The sequence below is a fragment of the Thermus sediminis genome (genome assembly GCF_003426945.1).
Classification (GTDB): Bacteria; Deinococcota; Deinococci; order Deinococcales; family Thermaceae; genus Thermus; species Thermus sediminis.
Map to the genome: position 1 here is coordinate 1,022,988 of NZ_QURO01000004.1, position 18,394 is coordinate 1,041,381.

Annotated in this window: 19 protein-coding genes and 1 pseudogene; 11 read left to right on the forward strand and 9 right to left on the reverse strand. The window is 69.8% G+C overall.

Annotated features, from left to right (window positions below; all coding sequences use genetic code 11):
- Positions 1-4 precede the first annotated feature (4 nt).
- Together ATI37_RS06115 and ATI37_RS06120 are read right to left on the reverse strand one after the other, a co-directional pair.
- The gene (locus ATI37_RS06115; protein WP_117237585.1) at positions 5-241 is read right to left on the reverse strand and encodes a glutaredoxin family protein; all 237 of its coding nucleotides are present in this window, start codon (positions 239-241) and stop codon (positions 5-7) included.
- Positions 242-251: 10 nt separating this feature from the next.
- Entirely contained in the window at positions 252-731 is a 480-nt protein-coding gene (locus ATI37_RS06120) for a DUF456 family protein (RefSeq protein ID WP_117238537.1), read from the reverse strand.
- A 113-nt stretch (positions 732-844) separates the two neighbouring features.
- On the opposite strand from ATI37_RS06120, the gene ATI37_RS06125 reads away from it, so the two are divergent.
- Genes ATI37_RS06125 through ATI37_RS12045 form a run of 4 tightly spaced genes read left to right on the forward strand, consistent with a single transcriptional unit; the run spans position 845 to position 5,986 of the window.
- Positions 845-1,906, forward strand: a complete 1,062-nt coding sequence (locus ATI37_RS06125; protein WP_117237586.1) for an alanine dehydrogenase — start codon at positions 845-847, stop codon at positions 1,904-1,906.
- On the forward strand, positions 1,903-3,225 hold the full coding sequence (locus tag ATI37_RS06130; RefSeq protein ID WP_117237587.1) for an acetyl-CoA hydrolase/transferase family protein: 1,323 nt from the start codon (positions 1,903-1,905) through the stop codon (positions 3,223-3,225). The genes ATI37_RS06125 and ATI37_RS06130 overlap by 4 nt, the downstream gene beginning before the upstream one ends.
- Positions 3,226-3,258: 33 nt before the next feature.
- Entirely contained in the window at positions 3,259-5,727 is a 2,469-nt protein-coding gene (gene topA / locus ATI37_RS06135; protein WP_117237588.1) for a type I DNA topoisomerase, read from the forward strand.
- Complete coding sequence (locus ATI37_RS12045; protein WP_117237589.1) at positions 5,720-5,986, forward strand: hypothetical protein; 267 nt, start codon at positions 5,720-5,722, stop codon at positions 5,984-5,986. Before topA ends, ATI37_RS12045 begins: the two co-directional genes overlap by 8 nt.
- Here ATI37_RS12045 and ATI37_RS06145 read toward each other — a convergent pair.
- The 4 genes from ATI37_RS06145 to ATI37_RS06160 are packed head-to-tail and all read right to left on the reverse strand — an operon-like array spanning position 5,868 to position 8,532.
- On the reverse strand, positions 5,868-7,055 hold the full coding sequence (locus ATI37_RS06145; protein WP_117237590.1) for a VanW family protein: 1,188 nt from the start codon (positions 7,053-7,055) through the stop codon (positions 5,868-5,870). The genes ATI37_RS12045 and ATI37_RS06145 overlap by 119 nt on opposite strands.
- A 43-nt stretch (positions 7,056-7,098) precedes the next feature.
- Positions 7,099-7,809, reverse strand: coding sequence for a pseudouridine synthase (locus ATI37_RS06150; RefSeq protein ID WP_117237591.1), 711 nt, complete (start codon positions 7,807-7,809; stop codon positions 7,099-7,101).
- A complete protein-coding gene (locus tag ATI37_RS06155) occupies positions 7,806-8,135 on the reverse strand; it encodes a nucleotidyltransferase domain-containing protein (protein WP_117237592.1) in 330 nt (109 codons plus the stop codon). Before ATI37_RS06155 ends, ATI37_RS06150 begins: the two co-directional genes overlap by 4 nt.
- Positions 8,125-8,532, reverse strand: a complete 408-nt coding sequence (locus tag ATI37_RS06160) for a HEPN domain-containing protein (protein WP_198665513.1) — start codon at positions 8,530-8,532, stop codon at positions 8,125-8,127. Before ATI37_RS06160 ends, ATI37_RS06155 begins: the two co-directional genes overlap by 11 nt.
- An 18-nt stretch (positions 8,533-8,550) precedes the next feature.
- On the opposite strand from ATI37_RS06160, the gene ATI37_RS06165 reads away from it, so the two are divergent.
- Together ATI37_RS06165 and ATI37_RS06170 are read left to right on the forward strand one after the other, a co-directional pair.
- Entirely contained in the window at positions 8,551-9,678 is a 1,128-nt protein-coding gene (locus tag ATI37_RS06165; protein WP_117237593.1) for an alanyl-tRNA editing protein, read from the forward strand.
- Positions 9,679-9,682: 4 nt separating this feature from the next.
- On the forward strand, positions 9,683-10,453 hold the full coding sequence (locus ATI37_RS06170) for an SDR family NAD(P)-dependent oxidoreductase (protein ID WP_117237594.1): 771 nt from the start codon (positions 9,683-9,685) through the stop codon (positions 10,451-10,453).
- A 22-nt stretch (positions 10,454-10,475) separates the two neighbouring features.
- On the opposite strand, the gene ATI37_RS06175 is transcribed toward ATI37_RS06170, so the two are convergent.
- Positions 10,476-11,018 carry an NAD(P)/FAD-dependent oxidoreductase gene (locus tag ATI37_RS06175; protein ID WP_117237595.1) on the reverse strand — a complete coding sequence of 181 codons (543 nt, stop codon included), beginning with the start codon at positions 11,016-11,018 and terminating at the stop codon, positions 10,476-10,478.
- Positions 11,019-11,156: 138 nt separating this feature from the next.
- On the opposite strand from ATI37_RS06175, the gene ATI37_RS06180 reads away from it, so the two are divergent.
- From ATI37_RS06180 to ATI37_RS06190, 3 genes and pseudogenes are all read left to right on the forward strand, one after another.
- Positions 11,157-12,482, forward strand: a complete 1,326-nt coding sequence (locus ATI37_RS06180) for a PASTA domain-containing protein (RefSeq protein ID WP_117237596.1) — start codon at positions 11,157-11,159, stop codon at positions 12,480-12,482.
- On the forward strand, positions 12,470-12,808 hold the full coding sequence (locus ATI37_RS06185) for a YraN family protein (RefSeq protein WP_117237597.1): 339 nt from the start codon (positions 12,470-12,472) through the stop codon (positions 12,806-12,808). The genes ATI37_RS06180 and ATI37_RS06185 overlap by 13 nt, the downstream gene beginning before the upstream one ends.
- Positions 12,809-12,851: 43 nt before the next feature.
- Positions 12,852-14,638, forward strand: a pseudogene (locus tag ATI37_RS06190) (menaquinone biosynthesis decarboxylase).
- Here ATI37_RS06190 and ATI37_RS06195 read toward each other — a convergent pair.
- The gene (locus ATI37_RS06195) at positions 14,635-15,582 is read right to left on the reverse strand and encodes a response regulator (RefSeq protein ID WP_117237598.1); all 948 of its coding nucleotides are present in this window, start codon (positions 15,580-15,582) and stop codon (positions 14,635-14,637) included. The pseudogene ATI37_RS06190 and the gene ATI37_RS06195 overlap by 4 nt on opposite strands.
- 209 nt (positions 15,583-15,791) lie before the next feature.
- Between ATI37_RS06195 and trmB the strand changes: the two genes are divergently transcribed.
- Both trmB and ATI37_RS06205 read left to right on the forward strand, forming a co-directional pair.
- Positions 15,792-16,727, forward strand: coding sequence for a tRNA (guanosine(46)-N7)-methyltransferase TrmB (trmB, locus tag ATI37_RS06200; RefSeq protein ID WP_117237599.1), 936 nt, complete (start codon positions 15,792-15,794; stop codon positions 16,725-16,727).
- A gap of 22 nt (positions 16,728-16,749) precedes the next feature.
- Positions 16,750-17,820, forward strand: coding sequence for a MalY/PatB family protein (locus ATI37_RS06205; RefSeq protein ID WP_117237600.1), 1,071 nt, complete (start codon positions 16,750-16,752; stop codon positions 17,818-17,820).
- A 41-nt stretch (positions 17,821-17,861) separates the two neighbouring features.
- Here ATI37_RS06205 and ATI37_RS06210 read toward each other — a convergent pair whose 3' ends face one another.
- On the reverse strand, positions 17,862-18,326 hold the full coding sequence (locus ATI37_RS06210; RefSeq protein ID WP_117237601.1) for an Hsp20/alpha crystallin family protein: 465 nt from the start codon (positions 18,324-18,326) through the stop codon (positions 17,862-17,864).
- Positions 18,327-18,394: the final 68 nt, after the last annotated feature.

Genomic DNA, 18,394 nt, shown 5'->3' on the forward strand with positions numbered 1-18,394 from the left:
GGGTTCACGCCTCACCTCCCAAGATGCCTTCCATGACCTTCAGGAGCTCTTTCTCGCCAAAAGCGCCCTCCAAGAGCACCTCTCCTTCCCAAAGGAGGACGGGCACGCGGAAGGAGTAGGGCTGAAGCTCCGGCTCCCGGTCCACGTCCCGCCGCACGTAGGAGACCCCCAGGGTCCAGAGGGCCCTCTCCGCCTTCTCGCAAAGCCCGCACCCCTCCCGGGTAACCAGGACCAAACCCATGGGCCTAAGCCTACCCGAAGATGGCCCGCACCACCAAAAGCCCCATGGCCAGGTGGACCAGCACCTTGGCCACCACGCCCCCCATGAGGCCCACCAGGGTGCCCCAGGCCGCCCTCAGGGCCTCCTTTGGCCTCCGGCCGGAGAGGTACTCCAAAAGCCAGGCCAGGAGGAAGGGGAGGAGGAGGACCCCTAGGACGCCGAAGAAGAGGCCCAGGAGGCCGCCCAAAAAAGCCCCCCAAAGCCCCGCCCGCCCCGCCCCGTAGCGCCTGGCCCCCAGGAGGGCGGCCAAGTTGTCCAGGGTCATGGCCAAAAGGGCCAGGAGGCCGAGAAGAAGCCAGGTCTCCCAGGAGAGCCCTTGGAAGCCCAGGAGGAGCTCGCGCAAAAAGGCCGCCAGGAGGATGACCAAGGTGGCGGGGACGAAGGGGACGAAGGTGAGGAGCAGCCCAAGGAGCCAGAGGACCACGAAGAGCCAGTTGGCGAAGGCCTCCACGGGAAAAAGCCTAAGGGAAAGGCCCATGGGGAGGAGGGGCACACCCCCCTTCTCGCTTTCCCGTAAGCTTAGGGTGGAGTCCTTTGGGGCCGGGCCCCAAAAGGGAGGGGATTATGGACATCGGCCTACCCAAGGAGCGCATGGTGCTCAAGACCCTCCCCCCCTTCGGGGAGGAGGTGCGGGAAGGGCGGGTGGCCCTCACCCCTCAAGGGGTGCGGGAGCTCGCCGCCAAGGGGCACCGGGTCTACGTGGAGCGGGGGGCCGGGGAGCGGGCGGGCTTCCCCGACGCCCTTTACGAGGCGGCGGGGGCCCGGTTGGTGAGCCGGGAGGAGGCCTTCGGCCGGGGCGAGGTGGTGCTGAAGGTATCCCGGCCCACCCTCGAGGAGGTGGCCCTCCTCCGCCCCGAGGCCACCCTCATGGGCTTTTTGCACCTGGCGGTGGCGGAGTCGGGCCTCATCGAGGCCATGGCGGAGAAGGGGATCACCGCCATCGGCTACGAGCTCATCGGGGACGAAAAGGGGCGGCCCGTCCTCAAGGCCATGAGCGGGATCGCGGGGAGGCTCGCCCCCCAGATCGCCGGGAGGCTCCTCGAGGCCCCCCTGGGCCCCGGGGTCCTCCTCTCCGGCCTTCCCGGCATCCCCCCCGCCGACGTGGTGATCCTAGGGGCGGGGGTTTTGGGCCGGGCCGCCGCCCGGGCCTTCCTGGGGGCCGGGGCCTCGGTCTACCTCCTGGACCAGGCCCTCCCCGCCCTGGAGGAGGCGGCCAAGGAGGCCCCGGGGGCGGTGACCGCCCTCGTCACCCAAAGCCGCCTGGAGCGCTACGTGGCCTTCGCCGACGTCCTGGTGGGGGCGGTGGCCGTGCCGGGGGAGCGCACCCCCCTCCTCCTCACCCGGGACCACCTCTCCCGCATGCGCCCGGGAAGCGTCCTCCTGGACTTCGCCATAGACCAGGGGGGCATCGCCGAAACCAGCCGGGTGGGCCTCTACCAGGAGATGGGCGTTACCCACTTCTGCCTGCCCAACGTCCCCGCCCTGGTGCCCCGCACCGCCAGCCACGCCCTCACCGCCACCCTGCTCCCCTTCCTCCTAGCGATGGAGGAGGACCCCCTGAAGGTCCCCGCCCTGCGCCAGGGCGCCTACCTGGCCCTGGGCCAGAAAGGAGGCCACCTGGAATGAGCTACCGCAAGAAGCTCACCTCCCCCGAGGACGCCGTCACCCTGATCCAGTCGGGGATGCGGGTCTTCGTCTCCGGTAACGCCGCCACGCCCACGCCCCTCCTCGAGGCCCTGGCCGCCCGCAAGGACGAACTGGAAGGGGTGGAGCTCGTCCACCTCCTGCAGATGGGCCACGACCCCTTCGCCAGTCCCGAGATGGAGGGCCACTTCCGCCGGCGCTCCCTCTTCGTGGGCCCCGCCGACCGGGAGGCGGTGAACCAGGGCCGGGCCGACTACGTGCCCATCACCCTCCACCAGGTCCCCTGGCTCTTCAAGCGCCGGGTCCTGCCCCTGGATGCCGCCATCGTCCAGGTCTCCCCCCCCGACGAGCACGGCTTCTCCTCCTTGGGGGTGGAGGTCATCGCCTCCAAGGCCGCCCTGGAGGCCGCTCCCCTCGTCATCGCCATGGTGAACCCCAGGATGCCGAGAACCCTGGGGGACACCTTCGTCCACGTCTCCCGCTTCACCGCCATCGTGGAGATGGACCACCCCCTGCCCGAGCTCCGGCGGGAGGGCTTCGGGGAGGTGGAGAGGCGCATCGGGGAGCACGTGGCGGGCCTCATCGAGGACGGGGCCACCCTGCAGATGGGCATCGGGGCCATCCCGGATGCCGTCTTGGCCAGCCTCGAGGGGCGCAAAGACCTCGGGGTGCACACGGAGATGATCTCCGACGGGGTGCTGGAGGCCTGGGAAAAGGGCCTCATCACCGGGAGGGAGAAGGCCCTCCATCCGGGCAAGATCATCGGCACCTTTGTCCTGGGCTCGGAAAGGCTCTACCGCTTCGTCCACGACAACCCCCTCTTTGAGCTCCACCCCGCGGACTACGTGAACGACCCCTTCGTCATCGCCCAAAACCGCAAGATGGTGGCCATCAACTCCGCCATAGAGGTGGACCTCACTGGCCAGGTGGTGGCCGACTCCATCGGCACCCGGATCTACTCGGGCTTCGGCGGGCAGCTGGACTTCATCCGGGGGGCGGCCCGGAGCGAGGGGGGGAAGCCCATCATCGCCCTCCCCTCCACGGCCAAGGGGCATAGCCGCATCGTCCCCTACCTAAAGCCGGGGGCCGGGGTGGTCACCACCCGGGCGGACGTGCACTACGTGGTCACCGAGTGGGGCGTGGCCGAGCTCTTCGGCCGCTCCCTCAGGGAAAGGGCCCTGGCCCTCATCGGGGTGGCCCACCCCGACTTCCGGGAGGACCTCCACAGGGCCGCCTGGGAGCGGAAACTCCTCCCCAGGGGCCACCCCGGGGTGGAACTTCCGGGTAAGGGCCAGGCTTGACAAGGCCGCCCTCACCCCCCTAAATAGGGGGCGATGCCGAGGAAGCCCAAGACCCAGGGGAAAGAAGGCCGGGCCGCCACCTTGGTGGTGGTGGAGTCCCCCGCCAAGGCCAGGAGCATCCAGAAGATGCTGGGGCCCGGCTACGAGGTGCGGGCCAGCAAGGGCCACGTGGCCGACCTCCCGGAGAGGACCCTGGGGGTGGACGTGGAAAGGGACTTCGCCCCCACCTACGAGGTGAAGAAGGACAAGAAGCCCGTGCTGGAGGAGCTGAAACAGGCCGCCCAGGGCAGGAGGCTCCTCATCGCCACCGACCCCGACCGGGAGGGGGAGGCCATCGGTTGGCACGTGGCCAGGCTCTTGGGGCGGGACCCCCGGGAGCCCATCCGGGTGGAGTTCCACGAGATCACCCCGAAGGTGGTGCGGCAGGCGGTGGAGAGGCCCAGGCCCATAGACCAGAACCTGGTGGATGCCCAGCAGGCCCGGCGGGTCCTGGACCGCCTGGTGGGCTACAACCTCTCCCCCCTCCTCTCCCTGGAGTTCCGCAAGCGGGCCCTCTCCGCGGGGCGGGTGCAGAGCGTGGCCCTGAGGCTCGTGGCCGAGCGGGAGGAGGAGATCGAGGCCTTCCGGGAGGAGGCCTACTTTGTCCTCTCCGGCCGCTTTGGGGCGGAGGGGAAGGAGGTCTGGGCCAGCCTTTACGAGGTGGAGGGGAAGCGCCTCTGGACGGGCCAAGGGGAGAAGGAGGGGAAGCTCCACATCGCCACGGAGGAGGAGGCCCGGCGCCTGGCCCAGGCGGCCAGAGGCCTCCCCTACGGGGTGGCCCAGGTGGAGACCAAGGAGCGCCGCAAGGCCCCCCCACCCCCCTTCACCACCTCCACCCTGCAGCAGGCGGCCAGTAGCCGCCTGGGCTACACCGCAAGCCGCACCATGCGCATCGCCCAGCGGCTCTACGAGGGGGTGGACCTCCCAGAAGGAACGGTGGGCCTCATCACCTACATGCGCACGGACTCGGTGCGCGTCGCCCCCGAGGCCCTCCGGGCGGCCCGGGAGGTCATCGGGGCGCTCTTCGGCCCCGAGTACCTGCCCGAGGCCCCCCGGGTCTATAGGAACCGGAAGGAAGGGGTGCAGGACGCCCACGAGGCCATCCGCCCCACGGACCCCAGGCGCACCCCCGAGGCCGTGCGCCAGCACCTCTCCGAGGAGGAGTACCGCCTTTACGACCTGATCTGGCGCCGCTTCCTGGCCAGCCAGATGCGGGAGGCCCTCTACGAGGGGACGGTGGTGCTCCTTCAGGACGAGGGGCCAAGCCCCCGGTTCCTCTTCCGGGCCTCGGGCTCGGTCCTCCGGTTTGAGGGCTACCTGAAGGCCTGGGGGAGGGAAGGGGAGGAAGAGGAGGAGCCCCCCGTGCCCGCCCTTTCCCCGGGAGGGAGGGCGGAGCTTTTGGAAGTAAAGGCGGAGGAACGCCGGACCGAGCCCCCGCCCCGCTACACCGACGCCACCCTGGTGAGGACCATGGAGGAGCTCGGCATCGGCCGCCCCTCCACCTACGCCCCCACCCTGGAGACCCTGGAGAAGCGGGGGTACGTGGAGCGCCGGGGCCGCACCCTCCTCCCCACCCCCTTGGGCCGGGAGGTGACCCGCTACCTCAAGGAGCGCTTCCCCCAGGTGGTGGCCTACGGGTTCACCGCCCGCGTGGAGGAGCGCCTGGACCAGGTGGAGGAGGGCAGGGCTCCCTGGCCCCAGGTGGTCTTGGAGTTCTATGAGCCCTTCCTGGCCGAGCTCGCCCGGGTGCCCAAGAAGACCTGTCCCCGGTGCGGCCGCCCCCTGGAGCTCAAGGTGAGCCGCTTCGGGCAGTTCCTGGGGTGCACGGGCTACCCAGAGTGCACCTACACGGAGCCTCTGGAAAAAAGGGAGGCCGAACCCCTGGGGGAGGCCTGCCCCGAATGCGGCCGCCCCCTCCTCAGGAAGGAGGGGCGGTATGGGAGCTTCATCGCCTGCTCCGGCTACCCGGAGTGCGGCTACACCCGGGACGACGGCGCCCCCACGGGGCAGGCCTGCCCCCAGTGCGGGGGGCGGATCCTGGAAAAGCGGAGCAAACGGGGCAAGCCCTACTACAAGTGCGAGAGCCGGGCCTGCGACTTCCTCGCCTTCCACCCCCTCCTCCCCACCCCCTGCCCGGCCTGCGGCTGGCCCCTGGTGGAGAAGGGCAAGAGGGCGCTCTGCATGAACCCCGCCTGCCCGGAGCACGACCCGAGCCTGGTGCCAGGCCCCAAGGAGGCCCGGCCCCAAAGGCCCGCTATAGGGAAAAAGGGGGCCACGCCCCCCAAGGACTGGGAAGAGCTCCAGGCCTTCCTCCCCGAGCTCCCCGAGGCGGAGAGGCGGGCCCTCGAGGGCCTGGTCCAGGGAAAAGCCCAGAGCGAGGAGGAGGCCAGGCTGGCCCAGAGGGCCCTCTTCAAGCTCCGGATGCGCAAGGGGCGGGCCAGGAAGGAGGTGGCCTCTGCCTGAGAGCCTGAAGCTCCACCTCCTGCGCCTGGCCCGGGAAGGGGAGGTGGTGGTGCCGGGCCTCCCCCTAAAGGCCTATACCCTAAAGGAGCCGGAAGAACGGGAGGAAAGCGCCTTCTACCTCCTCCTGGAGGGGGAGCTGGTCATGGACCTCCCCGAGGGGCGCTACCTGCACCTCCGCCCTGGGGAGGCGGCTTGGGTGCGGGAGCCCCACCGCCTCCTTCCCGTGAAGCGGGCGGTGCTCCTTTTCCTTCCGGCCTAGGCCCCACCAAATAGACCGCCCCCCAAGGGCGGTAGAGGCTCACCACCCTGTCCTCCCAGGCCCTCCCGCCCTGGTGGCGGACGGAGCGCCGCCACTCCACCCGGGCCCCTTCGGCGGCGAAGTCCACCTGCCTGCGCACCCCCGGGGGCAGGCTGGGATCCGGGATCTCCCGGGGAGGGAGGGGGGGCTTCCGGTCCGAGACCAGGGGCCCCTCCCAACGCACCTCCCGGTCCTTGGTGCCGAAGAGGTGGAAGCGGAGCCTGGTGCCCACCACAGAGCGCTGGACGAGGATGTGCCCTGGGGTGTCGTTCAGGACCTTCAGGTCCTTGTGGGGTTGGAAGACGGCGGCGTCCAGCCCCGGGGGCTGGTAGTAGGCCACCTGGTAGCTGTGGGCGTGGCGCTCCCGGATGGGGAGCCCGGCGAAGAAGAAGGCCCTGAAAAGGGTGGTGGACACCTGGCAGACCCCGCCCCCCACGCCCTGCTCCGTGCGGTCCCCCACGATCACGAAGGCCTCCTTGTACCCCGCCTCCCGGGTGATGGGCCCCAGGGCCCGGTTTAAGGCGAAGGGGCCCGGGGGGATGAGGAGGCCGTCCAGCCTGCCCGAGGCCAGGAGGAGGTTGTGGGTCCGCTCCCGGCTGGAGCCCCGGAAGTCCGTCTCCCCCGTGGCCAGGTGCTCCCGTACCCCTAGGGCGTAGAGGTCCTTGAGGCTCGGGGTGGGAGGGGTGTAGCGGACGGGGAGGCGGAAGCTCCGCCTCCCCTGGGCCCTGGCCTCCCGGTAGGCGGCCAAAGCCTCTTTCTCGTCAAAGGCCAGGCCCTTTTTCTCCACCCCCCGCCAACCCCCTTCCCCGTAGACAAAGCGGGGGGGACGGGGCTCTCGGGCAAGCTTCCTTAGGAGGGCCATAAGCTCCGCCTCCGAGGCCACCGGGTAGCGCTGGACCCCGGTGTAGGTGCGGAGTGCCCCTCCCTCTATCACCTCCTCCTGGAGGACCAAGAGGGCCTCCAAGGCCCTCTCCCCTCCCTGGCCCAAGGCCAGGCCCAGGAGGAGGGCCAAGGCCGGAAACCCTTTCATGAAGGCGAGGCTACCACGCCCCTGCGAAAACCCTGTGAAATCCTCACGGGGCGAGGCCCACCGCTAGGTAAAGGGCCCCTTCCTCCTCTGGGGTCAGGGGACGGACCCCGCCCGGGGGAAGGTCCCCGAGGGTGAGGGGCCCCAAGCCCAAGCGCTTCAGGTAGAGGACCCGGTTGCCCCGGGCCCGAAACATGCGCTTCACCTGGTGGAAGCGCCCCTCCAGGAGGGTGAGCTCCACCCAGATGGGGTCCTCCCCCAGGCGGAGCCTGGCGGGGAGGGTCCTTTCCCCGTCCAGAAAGATGCCCTCCTGGAAGGCGCGCGCATCGGCCTCGGTGGCCGGGTGGAGGAGACGGACCAGGTAGCGCTTTTCCACCTTGTGCCGGGGGTGGGTGAGGCGGTGGAGGAGCTCCCCATGGGTGGTGAAGAGGAGGAGGCCCTCGGCGTCCTTGTCCAGGCGGCCCACCGGGGAGAGGTCCCGGGTGGGGAAGCCCTGGAGGAGGGCGTAGACGGAGGGGCCCTCCTTGCGGCTTGTCACGTACCCCGCGGGCTTGTGGAGGAGGAGGTGGAGGTGGCGGCGCGTGGCCAGGGGCCTCCCCTCCACCTCGAGGCCCGCCCTCTCCGGCACGTGGAAACCGGGGTCCAGGACCACCTGGCCCTCCACGCGCACCCTCCCCGAGCGCACGAGCCGCCCCACCTCCTTGCGGCTTCCTAGGCCCAGCCGGGCCAGGAGCCGGTCCAGCCTCTCCCCCCTCACAGCTCCTTTGCGCCTTCCAGCCACCAGAGAGCCCCCTTGGCCTCTAGCCTAGCGAACTCCTCCGGTAGGAGGCCCCGGGGCTCCACCTGACCCCCCCCAAGGCGGTGGAGGAGGGCGAGGCGTTCCAAGGGATCTTGGGGTAGGTGAGGAGAAACCACCAGCAGGTCTATGTCGCTTTCCAGGTTGAACTCCCCTCGGGCCACGGAGCCAAAGAGATAGACCCTGGCCTCCCCTAAAGCCTCCCGGACCCTATGGGCGTAGGCCCTGGCCTCCTCCAAAAGGGCCTCCCATTCCGCCTGTCTCCGCTTCAGGGCCTCAGAGAGCATAAAGCGCCTCCACCCAAGCCAATAGGGCCTCCGCCGCCTCCAAAGCCTGAGAAGCCCGCCTGGCTGTGTAATAAAGGTGAGGGCTCCCCTCGGGGTAGGCGTCGGGGTAGCGGGCGGGAATGTAGTGGAGGTCCAGCTCCTTGGCCGCCTCCAGGAGATCCCCGGGGACCTCCAGCCCCACCTCCTTTAAGCCCTCCAAGAGCCGGGAAAGGGCGTGTCCGTAGGCGGGGCGGCCCAGCCCCCTAAGAAGGCCCTTCAGGGCATACTCCGCCGCCTGCTGGGCCTTGAAGGCGGCCCAGTCGTAGTCCCCCTCCTCGGCATCCCTCCTGGCGGAGTCCAGGGTGTGCCGGGCTTGGGAAAGCCAGCGGCCAAACTCCTCCCGGTCCAGGGGCACCATCCTCCTTATCCTAAGGGGATGAGGCTTTACCAGCTGAACAGCTACGCCACCCGCTTCCAAGCCCGGGTGGAACGGGCCTGGAGCGACGAGAAGGGGCACTACGCGGTCTTGTCCCAAACCCTCTTCTACCCGGAGTCCGGGGGCCAGCCCGCGGATACCGGTGTCCTGAGGGGGGCTTTTGGCGAGGTCCAGGTCCTCCACGCCTACGAGGAGGCGAAGGCCTTCGGGGACGTGGTCCACGTCCTCTCCGCCCCCATCCCCGAGGGGGTGGAGGTGGAGGGGGAGATTGACTGGAAGAGGCGCTTTCGCCACATGCAGCGCCACACCGCCCAACACCTCCTCTCCCAGGCCCTCCTCCGGGCCGGGGGGTACCACACGGTGGCCGTGAGCCTGGACTCCCCCCTTTGCACCCTAGACCTGGAGGAGGAGGTGGAGGAGGAAAGGGTCCGCCAGGCGGAGGCCCTGGCGGCCTTCGCCGTCTACGCCGACTACCCGGTGGAGGCCTTCTGGGTGAGGGAGGAGGAGCTGGCCCAATACCCCCTCCGCCGCCCCCCCAAGGTCCAGGGGGAGGTGCGCCTGGTCCGGATCGGGGACTTTGACCTGGCGGCCTGCGGGGGCACCCACCTGAAGAGTAGCGCCCAGGCCGGGCCCATCAAGGTGCAGAAGTGGGAAAGGTACAAGGGGGGCACCCGCGTCTACTTCCTGGCGGGGTGGGAGGCCCTCGAGGACTACCACGCCAAGCACGCCCTCCTCTCCCGCTTGGCCCTGGCCTTCTCCACGAGCGCCCTGGATCTGGAAAAGCCCATCAAGAGGCTCCAGGAGGAGGTCTACGCCCTAAAGGGGGAGAACCTGGCCCTCAGGGAGGCCCTGGTGGAGGCCCTCCTGCCCCGGGCCCTGGAGGAGGGGGTCCTTCTGGTCCCCGCCCCCGTCCTCCCCGACCTAGCCAAGAAGCTCCTCGCCTGGAGCGAAAAGACCTTCCTCCTCCTCTCCCCCGAAGGACGCTTCGCCCTCCTGGGGCCGGGGAGGGAACAGGTCCTCGCCGCCCTCAAGGCCCTGGGGGGCAAGGGCGGGGGGAGGGAGATCCTCCAGGGAGCCCTGCCCCGGGAGAAGGTGGCCCTAGCCCTGGACCCGAGGCTCGTAAGCTAGGGCCATGGGGCTCTTTGAGGGAAGAGGGGTGCTGGTTACTGGGGCGGCCCGGGGCATCGGCCGGGCCATCGCGGAGGCCTTCGCCCGGGAAGGAGCCTTGGTGGCCCTTTGCGACCTCAGGCCGGAGGGGCGGGAGGCGGCGGAGGCCATCGGGGGGTTTTTCGTCCAGGCGGACCTGGCCGAGGATCGGGACCGGGAGCGCTTCGTGGTGGAGGCGGCCCACGCCTTGGGGCGGGTGGACGTCCTGGTCAACAACGCCGCCACCTCTGCCCCGGGCTCGGCCCTCACCGTCCCCTTGTCGGCATGGCGGAGGGTGTTGGAGGTGAACCTCACCGCCCCCATGCACCTCTCGGCCCTGGCTGCCCGGGAGATGCGGAAGGCGGGGGGCGGGGCCATCGTAAACGTGGCCAGCGTCCAGGGGCTCTTCGCCGAGCAGGAAAACGCCGCCTACAACGCCTCCAAGGGGGGCCTGGTGAACCTGACCCGCTCCCTGGCCCTGGACCTCGCCCCCTTGGGCATCCGGGTCAACGCCGTGGCCCCGGGGGCCATCGCCACGGAGGCGGTCCTCGAGGCCATCCTCCTCTCTGAGGACCCAGAGAGAACCCGGAGGGACTGGGAGGACCTCCACGCCCTGAGGCGGCTGGGAAGGCCCGAGGAGGTGGCGGAGGCCGTCCTCTTCCTAGCCTCGGAAAGGGCGGGCTTCATCACCGGGGCCATCCTCCCCGTGGACGGGGGGATGACCGCTAGCTTCATGATGGCGGGCAGGCCCGTCTGAGCGCCCCGAAAGAGGGGGCCAGCTATTTGGCGTGGTCCTTGTAGGGTTCGCCCCTGAGGTCGGAGACCAGCTGTACGGCCACATAGGCCCCATCCCCGGCGCTCACGATGGCGTGGCCCGGCACCTTGCCCCGGGCCACCCCGGCGGCGTAGACCCGGGGGTAGCTGGTCCGCCCCCCTTCGTCAGCATCTATAAAGACCCCCCTGCGGGTAAGGCCCAGCAGGGAAGGCAGGGTGGGGTCCTTGTGGGTGCAAAGGAGAAGCCTCTCCGCCTCTACCACCCCCTCCCCCGTCTCCACCGCAAAGACCCCCCCCATGTCCCGCACGCCCTGGACCACGCCCTGGCGGATCTCCGCCCCGTAGCGGCGGGCGTGCTCCCTTAGGCGCTCCAAAAGCTCCTCGCCCGAAGGCTCGTCCAGAAGCCCGGGGTAGTTGGGAACCCGGCTCACCGTGAGGACCTGGGAACGCCCCCCGTCCAGAACCAGCACCCGAAGGCCCGCCCGGGCCAGGAATAGGGCGGCGGAGAGCCCTGAAGGCCCCCCGCCCACCACCAGCACATCCCACATACCACCCTGAGTATAAGGGGCGGGAATACCACCCCACCCCGGTTTGGGCCGGGATGGCGCCGGCAGGCGCCTAAGCGCGGCCTTCCCTGGGCTGGGAAGGGTAAAGGACCGGGAAGAAAAGGGTATAATTGGCGGGGCATGCTCTTGGACGACCGCTACCCGGTGCTGGAAACCCTGAGGGAGGAGGCAGGGGTCACCCTCTTTCGCGTGGAGGGCGGGTGGGTGTATTTCTTTGCGGTCAAGACTCCCGAGGACAAGGAGCGCTTCTACCGCTACCGAGCTGCGGTGCGCCGCTTGCAGGAGCTAGGGCTCCTGGAGGCCCAAATCTCCGCCAAGCCCGGGCGGCACTACGTCTTCTTTACGGAAAAGCCCCTCTCCGGCAAACCTCCTCCTAAAGAGGCCCTGGCCGCCCTGGCTCCCCTGGGGTTTGGCGGGGACCACCTGGCCATGGCCGAAGAGGGGGTGGCCTACCTCTCCCCTTGGCCCCTGAAGGGGAGGAAGGGGGCCACGGGAAGAGGGCGAGGCTTCCTCCTGGGGGTGGCCCCCGGCCTGCTCCTCCTCGCCCTGGGCCTCTGGCTTTTCTCCCAGGGGCTTTACCGCTACTTCAACCCCCCGGAGTACCCCGTTCCAGACCTGGTGGGCAAGACCGCCCGGGAGGCCTTCCTGCTCCTCAAGGACACGGGGCTCAGGCTGGAGGTTAGCGAGGGGAACGACCCCACCAAGCCCAAGGAGGTGGTCCTGGCCCAAGAGCCCCCGCCCGGCACCCGGCTGAGGGAGGGGCGCACCGTGCGCCTCACCCTCAACCAGGCCCGCCTCAACCCCCTGCCCAACCTCCAGGGCCTGAGGGAGGAGGCAGCGGAGGCAAGGCTAGGGGAGCTGGGCTTCCGGGTGGAGGCCAAGGCCCTCTTGGAAAGCCCGGAGCCTCTGGGAACGGTCCTGGCCACCGACCCGCCCCCCGGAACCCCCCTGGCCCCGGGGGCTGGGGTGCGCCTCCTCCTCTCCCGGGGGCAGGGAGTGGGGTCCACGGTCCCCCTGCCCCAGCTCACGGGCCTCACCCGGGAGGAGGCCCTCTTCCTCCTCAACGCCGCTGGGCTCCAGGCCCAGGTGGAGGAGGTGCCCGCCGGAGCCCCTCCGGGCATGGTTCTGGCCCAGGAGCCCGCTCCCGGAACCCCCATGCCCCCGGGGGGCGGGGTGCGCCTGAGGGTGGCGGTGCGGGGCGAGGTCCTCCTTCCCCCGGCGCCCCCCAAACCGAGGGAGCGCACCCTAAACCTGACCCTGAGCCTTCCTCCGGAGGCCACAGGCCGCCAGGTGCGCCTGGTGCTTTGGGACGAGAGGGGGGAGCAGGTGCTCTACGAGGGGCCGGGCCAGGAGGGTCTAGGGCTGGAGGGCGCTTACACCATCCAGGGGGAGGCCCGCTTCCGCCTCTACCTGGACGGATTCCTCTACCAGGAATGGACACCCTGAGGGGGCGCTGGGCGGAGGAGGTGGCCCTGGGGCACCTCCTGGAAAAGGGCTACCGCCTCCTTGGGCGAAACCGCCGTACCCCCTTCGGCGAGGTGGACCTCCTCATGGAAAGGGACGGGGTCCACGTGGTGGTGGAGGTCAAGCAGAGGTCCTCGAGGGCCTTCGGCACCCCCCTGGAGGCCCTCACCCCGGGGAAGGTGGCCCGCCTCCTGGCTAGCGCCCGCTTCCTCCTGGGCCGGGATGACCTCCCGGTGCGCCTCGAGGCCGTCTTGGTCCACGGGAACCCGAGGGGCTTCCGCCTGGAGCACCTGGTCCTGGAAGTGTAGCCCCAAGCCTGCCCCCCTTCCCCCCTTCTGGTAAGCTCGAGGGGTGTTTAGGAACCTTCGCACCTATCTGGAGGCCCTGGACAGGCGAGGGGAGCTCAGGCGGGTGCAGGTGCCGGTCCAAAGCGAGCTGGAGATCACCGAGATCGCCGACCGCATGGTGAAGACGGGGGGGCCCGCCCTCCTCTTTGAAAGGGTGGTGGGCAAGGACTTCCCCGTGGCCATCGGGCTCTTCGGCACCCGGGAGCGCACGGCCTTCGCCCTGGGGGTGGCGGACCTGGACGAGCTCACCCGCAAGGTGGAGCGCCTCCTGGCCCTGAACCCGGGCAAGGGGGGCTTTCCGCCCTCCTGGGCCTCCTCCCCAAGCTCCCCCTCCTCCGGGGCTTCTTCCCCAAGCGGGTGCGCAAAGCCCCGGTCCAGGAGGTGGTCCTCAAGGGGGAGGAGGTGGACCTCTCCCGCCTGCCCATCCTCAAGTGCTGGCCCCTGGACGGGGGGCCCTTCCTCACCCTGCCCCTCGTCATCACCAAGGACCCGGAGACGGGGGAGCTCAACCTGGGCATGTACCGCATGCAGGTCCTGGACCGGCGGAGCACGGCCATGCACTGGCAGCTCCACAAGGTGGGCCGCCGCCACCTGGAGAAGGCCAGGAGGCTTGGGCAGAAGCTCCCCGTGGCCGTGGCCCTGGGGGGGGACCCGGTCCTCACCTACGCGGCCACCGCCCCCCTTCCCCCCCTTCCCGGGGTGAGCGAGTTCCACCTGGCGGGCTTCCTCCGGGGGGTCCCCATAGAGCTCGCCCGGGGGGTCACCGTGGACCTGCCGGTGCCCGCCGAGGCGGAGATCGTCCTCGAGGGCTACGTTGACCCCGAGGAGCCCCTGGTGGAGGAAGGGCCCTTCGGCGACCACACGGGCTTCTACACCCCCGTAGACCTCTACCCCCGCTTCCACGTGACCGCCATCACCCACCGCCGGGGGGCCATCTACCCCGCCACCATTGTGGGCATGCCCCCCATGGAGGACGCCTACCTCATCGAGGCCACGGAGAGGCTCTTCCTGCCCGCCCTCCGCCTGGTCCTCCCCGAGGTCGCCGACTACTACATGCCCCCCGAGGGCGTGGCCCACAACTGGGTGAACGTGGCCCTGAGGAAGGAGTACCCCGGCCAGGCCTACAAGGTGGCCCAGGGGATGCTGGGCCTAGGGCAGATGATGTTCGCCAAGGCCATCGTGGCCGTGGACCAGGGGGTGCCCCTGAAGCCGGGGTTTCCCGCCCTGCAGAAGGCCCTGGAGCACGCCCTCCCGGGGCGGGACACCCTCCTCCTCCGGGGGCCCATGGACGTCCTGGACCATAGCTCCCGGGCCTTCGCCTTCGGGGGCAAGCTCTTCATTGACGGCACCCGGAAGCTGCCCGAGGAAGGGGGGGAGGTCCCCTTCACCCCCAGGGCCCACGCCCACCTCCCCAGGGAACCCGAGGCCCTGGGCCAGCGGCAGTGGCCTGGGGTCTGGGGGGTGGTCCTGAGAAAGGAGAGGCCCCACCAGGCCTTCGCCCTGGCGGAAAGGCTCCTGAGGTGCCCGGAGAGCGCGGGGATCAGGCTCATGCTCCTCGCCGACCACGACACCGCCCTCACCCCCGAGGAGCTCCTCTGGGCGGTCCTCAACAACATAGACCCCGAGCGGGACGCCCGGGTCATGGCGGGGGTGGAGGGGCCGGTTCTGGTCCTGGACGGCACCAGGAAGCTTCCTGAGGAGGGCTTCCGCAGGGTCTGGCCGGAGCGGATCCGCATGGACCCTGAGGTGAAGGCCCTGGTGGAGGCCCGCTGGGGGGAGTACGGGCTTTAGCGGGGCCCCAAGGCCCTTTTGCGGACGAGGCCGCTCCTAAGGGCCCACACCGCCTCCTGGGAGAGCCTCCCCTCCCTGGCCTCCTTTTCCAGGACCTCGAGGGCCTCCTCCCCTTTGAGGGGGGCACGGTACGCCCTCCCGCTGGTGAGGGCGTCGTAGATGTCCGCCGCACTCAGGACCTGGACCAAGAGGGGGACCTCCCTGAGGCCGTCCGGGTAGCCCGAGCCATCGGGCCTCTCGTGGTGCCAGCGCACGTAGGGCCGAAGGCGGGGGTGGGCCTTGAGGGGCCTCAGGATCTCGTCTCCCAGCACCGGGTGCCTGCGGATGTAGGCCCGCTCCGCCTCGGTGAGGGGGTGGTCCCCCCGCAGGATATGGTCGGGGATGCCCACCTTGCCGATGTCGTGCAGGAGAGCCCCCATGCGCAGGTCCTTGAGTTCCTCGGGGGAGGCCGAAAGTTCCTCCGCTCCAAAGAGGGCGTACCGGGCCACCCGCTCCCCGTGCCCCGCGGTGTAGGCGTCCTTGGCCTCCACCGCCCGCACCAGGACCAAGAGGGTCTTCTCCAGCTCCTCCAGCTCCTCCTGAAGCCGCCGCCTCTCCAGATGTCCCTTGACCCGAAGCCTGAGCTCGGAGAGATCCACGGGCCGGTTCAGGAAGTCGTCGGCTCCCACCTGGAGGCCCTTTAGGCGCACCTCCCTCTCCCGGTCTGCGGTGAGGAGGATGACGGGGAGCAAAGGGTCCTGGGCCTTGAGGGCCTGGGTGAGCTCGAGGCCGTCCATCACCGGCATGTGGAGGTCGGTGAGGACCAGGTGGAAGGGCTTTTCCTGGAGGAGGTCCAAGGCCTCCCTCCCGTTCCTGGCCTCGCCCACCTCCACCCCCAAAGGGGCCAAGGCCCGCATGAGGAGGAGGCGCTGCAAGGGCTCGTCGTCCACCAGGAGGACCCGCACGGACTACCTCCCCAGGGTGGGGCGCACAGCCCCCAAGGCTTCCTGGGGGCGCAAGCGGAGGGTCGCGCCGGTCCAGGGACCCCCTGGCTTTTGGGCGGTCTCCTCCAGGGAAGCGCCGAGGTTTGCCAATGGGGCCATGGCCCACCCCCAAGGGCCAAGCTAGAGGGAAGGTATGAAAATCCCTTGAAAATCTGCTAGAATGCCCCCTCGTGCTGGTTCGGCCCGCCCTTCTACCCGAGCTTCCCCCAAGCCCCAAGGCCCTCTTCGGCCGGGAAGGCCCCCTGGCGGTGGAGGTGGGTTTCGGGGACGGCCGCTTCACCGCCCTTTACGCCAAGGCCCACCCCGGGAGGCTCATCCTGGGGGCCGAGGTCTCGGCGGGGAGCGTCCAGCGGGCCCTCAGGCGGCTTAGGCGGGAGGGGATCGGGAACGTCCGCCTCTACCTGGGGGAGGGAGGCTTCGCCCTCAGGAACCTGGTGCCGGAAAGGAGCATCCTGGAGGTCATCGTCAACTTCCCCGACCCCTGGCCCAAGAAAAGGCACCAAGGTAGACGCCTCCTAAGGGAGGCCTTCTTCCGCCGCCTCTCCACCCGGCTGGCCCAGGGGGGAAGGCTCCTCCTCACCACCGACCACGAGGAATACTTCCGCTTCGCCTTGGAGGAGGCGGAAAGGACGGGGCTTTACCGCATAGAGACCGCGCCGCCCCCGGAGGCCCACCTCCTGACGAAGTACGCCCTCAAGTGGCGGGAGATGGGGCGGCCCTTCTTCCACGCCGTCTTCACCAAGGAGGCCGAGGACCCCCATCCCTGGCCTCCCATAAGGAGGTACCCCATGGCCCACGCCCTTCTAAGAGGCCCCCTGCCCGAGGCCCTCGCCCTGCCCCAGGCCCCCATCCGCTTCCCCCAAGGGGTGGCCCTCTTCCTAGAGGTCGCCAAAGGGGAAAGGGGCTTCTACGTCCTCACCCATGTGGAGGAGGAGGACCTCACCCAGGACCTCCTCCTGGAGGTGCGCCAAAGCGCCCACGGCCTTTATGCCGGAGTGAGCCGCCTCGGCCACCCCCTGATCACCCAAGGGGTCAAGGAGGCGGTAAAGGCCCTGGTGGGGGCCTTGGAGGGGATGGGCCTCGAGGTGGTCCAGGACCACACCTAAGGCCCTCGGGTAAGATGGCCCCATGAGGCTTCCTCCCCGCAAGGACTCCCTGAAGTGGGGCTCCTACCCCGAGGACGTGCTCCCCCTCTGGGTGGCGGACATGGACTTCCCCGTGGCCGAGCCCATCCGGAGGGCCATAGGGGAGCGGGCGGAAGGGTTTTTGGGCTACCCGCCCCGGGAAGGGGACCGGGAGCTTAAGGCCCTCCTCCTGGAGAGGGGGGGCCTCGAGGGCGAGGTGGCCCTCCTCCCGGGGGTGGTGGTGGGGCTCTACGCCGCTGTGGCCGCCTTCACCGCTCCCGGGCAGGGGGTCCTGACCCAGGTGCCCATCTACCCCCCTTTCCTTTCCGCCATCCGCGAGCAGAAGCGCACCCTCCTGGCCAACCCCCTCCTGGAGACCGAGGCGGGCTACCGCCTGGACCTGGGGGGTCTCGAGCGCCTGGCCTACGCCAGCCGGCTCCTCCTCTTCTGCCACCCCCAGAACCCCACGGGCCGGGTCTTCGCCGAGGAGGAGCTTTCGGCCCTGGCCCAGATCGCCCGCAGGCACGACCTCATCGTGGTCTCCGACGAGCTCCACGCCCCCCTCACCTACGAGAGGCCCCACGTCCCCCTGGCCCGCTTCCTCCCCGAAAGGACCCTCACCCTTCTGGGCCCCGGCAAGGCCTACAACCTGGCGGGCCTGCCCATGGGGGCGGCCATCGGCCCCAAGCCCCTGGTGGAGGCCTTAAGGCGCCACCTCCCCCCCACCTTCCCCAACGTCCTGGCCATGGCCGCCTGGAAGGCGGCCCTCCTGGAGGGGGAAGGGTGGCTTAGGGAGATCCTTGGCAAACTGCGGCAGAACCGGGATCGGGTGGCGGCCTGGGCCCGGGAGATGGGCCTCTTCCACTTCCCCCCCGAGGGAACCTACCTGGCCTGGCTGAAGACCCCCATTCCCCAGGCGGCCTCCCACCTCCTGAAGGAGGCCCGGGTGGCCCTGAACCCCGGGGAGAACTTCGGAGAGGGGTACGACCGCTACGTGCGCCTCAACTTCGCCACCTACCCCGAGGTCCTGGAGGAGGCCCTGCGGAGGCTCACCCAGGCTTTAAGGAAAGCCTAAAAAATAACCCCCCGGGTTGTTCCCGGGGGCCGCCTCAGGCCTTACTGGACCACCTCAATGGGGATCCGCTTGGCCCGGGCCTCGGCCACCTTGGGCAGGGTGAGCCGGAGGATGCCGTGGCGGAACTCCGCCCTGGCCTCGTCCCCCTTCACCTCCACGGGGAGGGCGAAGGTGCGCACGAAGGAGCCATGGGGGATCTCCTGCAGGTAGTAGCGGCGGGCCTTGGCCTCCTCCACCGGCTTCACCTGGCCCCGTACGGTGAGCTTGTTGCCCTCGAGGCTCACCTCCAGGTCCTCAGGGGCCAGGCCGGGCGCGGCCATCTCCAGGACCAGGGCCTCGTCGGTCTCGTAGAGGTCCGACGGGGCCACGTAGGTGGCCATGGGGCGACCAAAATCGCCCAAGACCTCCTCAAAGAGCCGGTTGGCCTCCTCCAGGAGGGAGAGGGGACCCCAGGTCCTGAAGGGCGTAACCTCGGTGGAACGAGCATCCCTACGCACCAGGGCCATCGCTATCACCTCCATCTCTGCTTATATCACCTGCGCTTATGTTTGTCAAGTACCCTAATGTCCTTTGA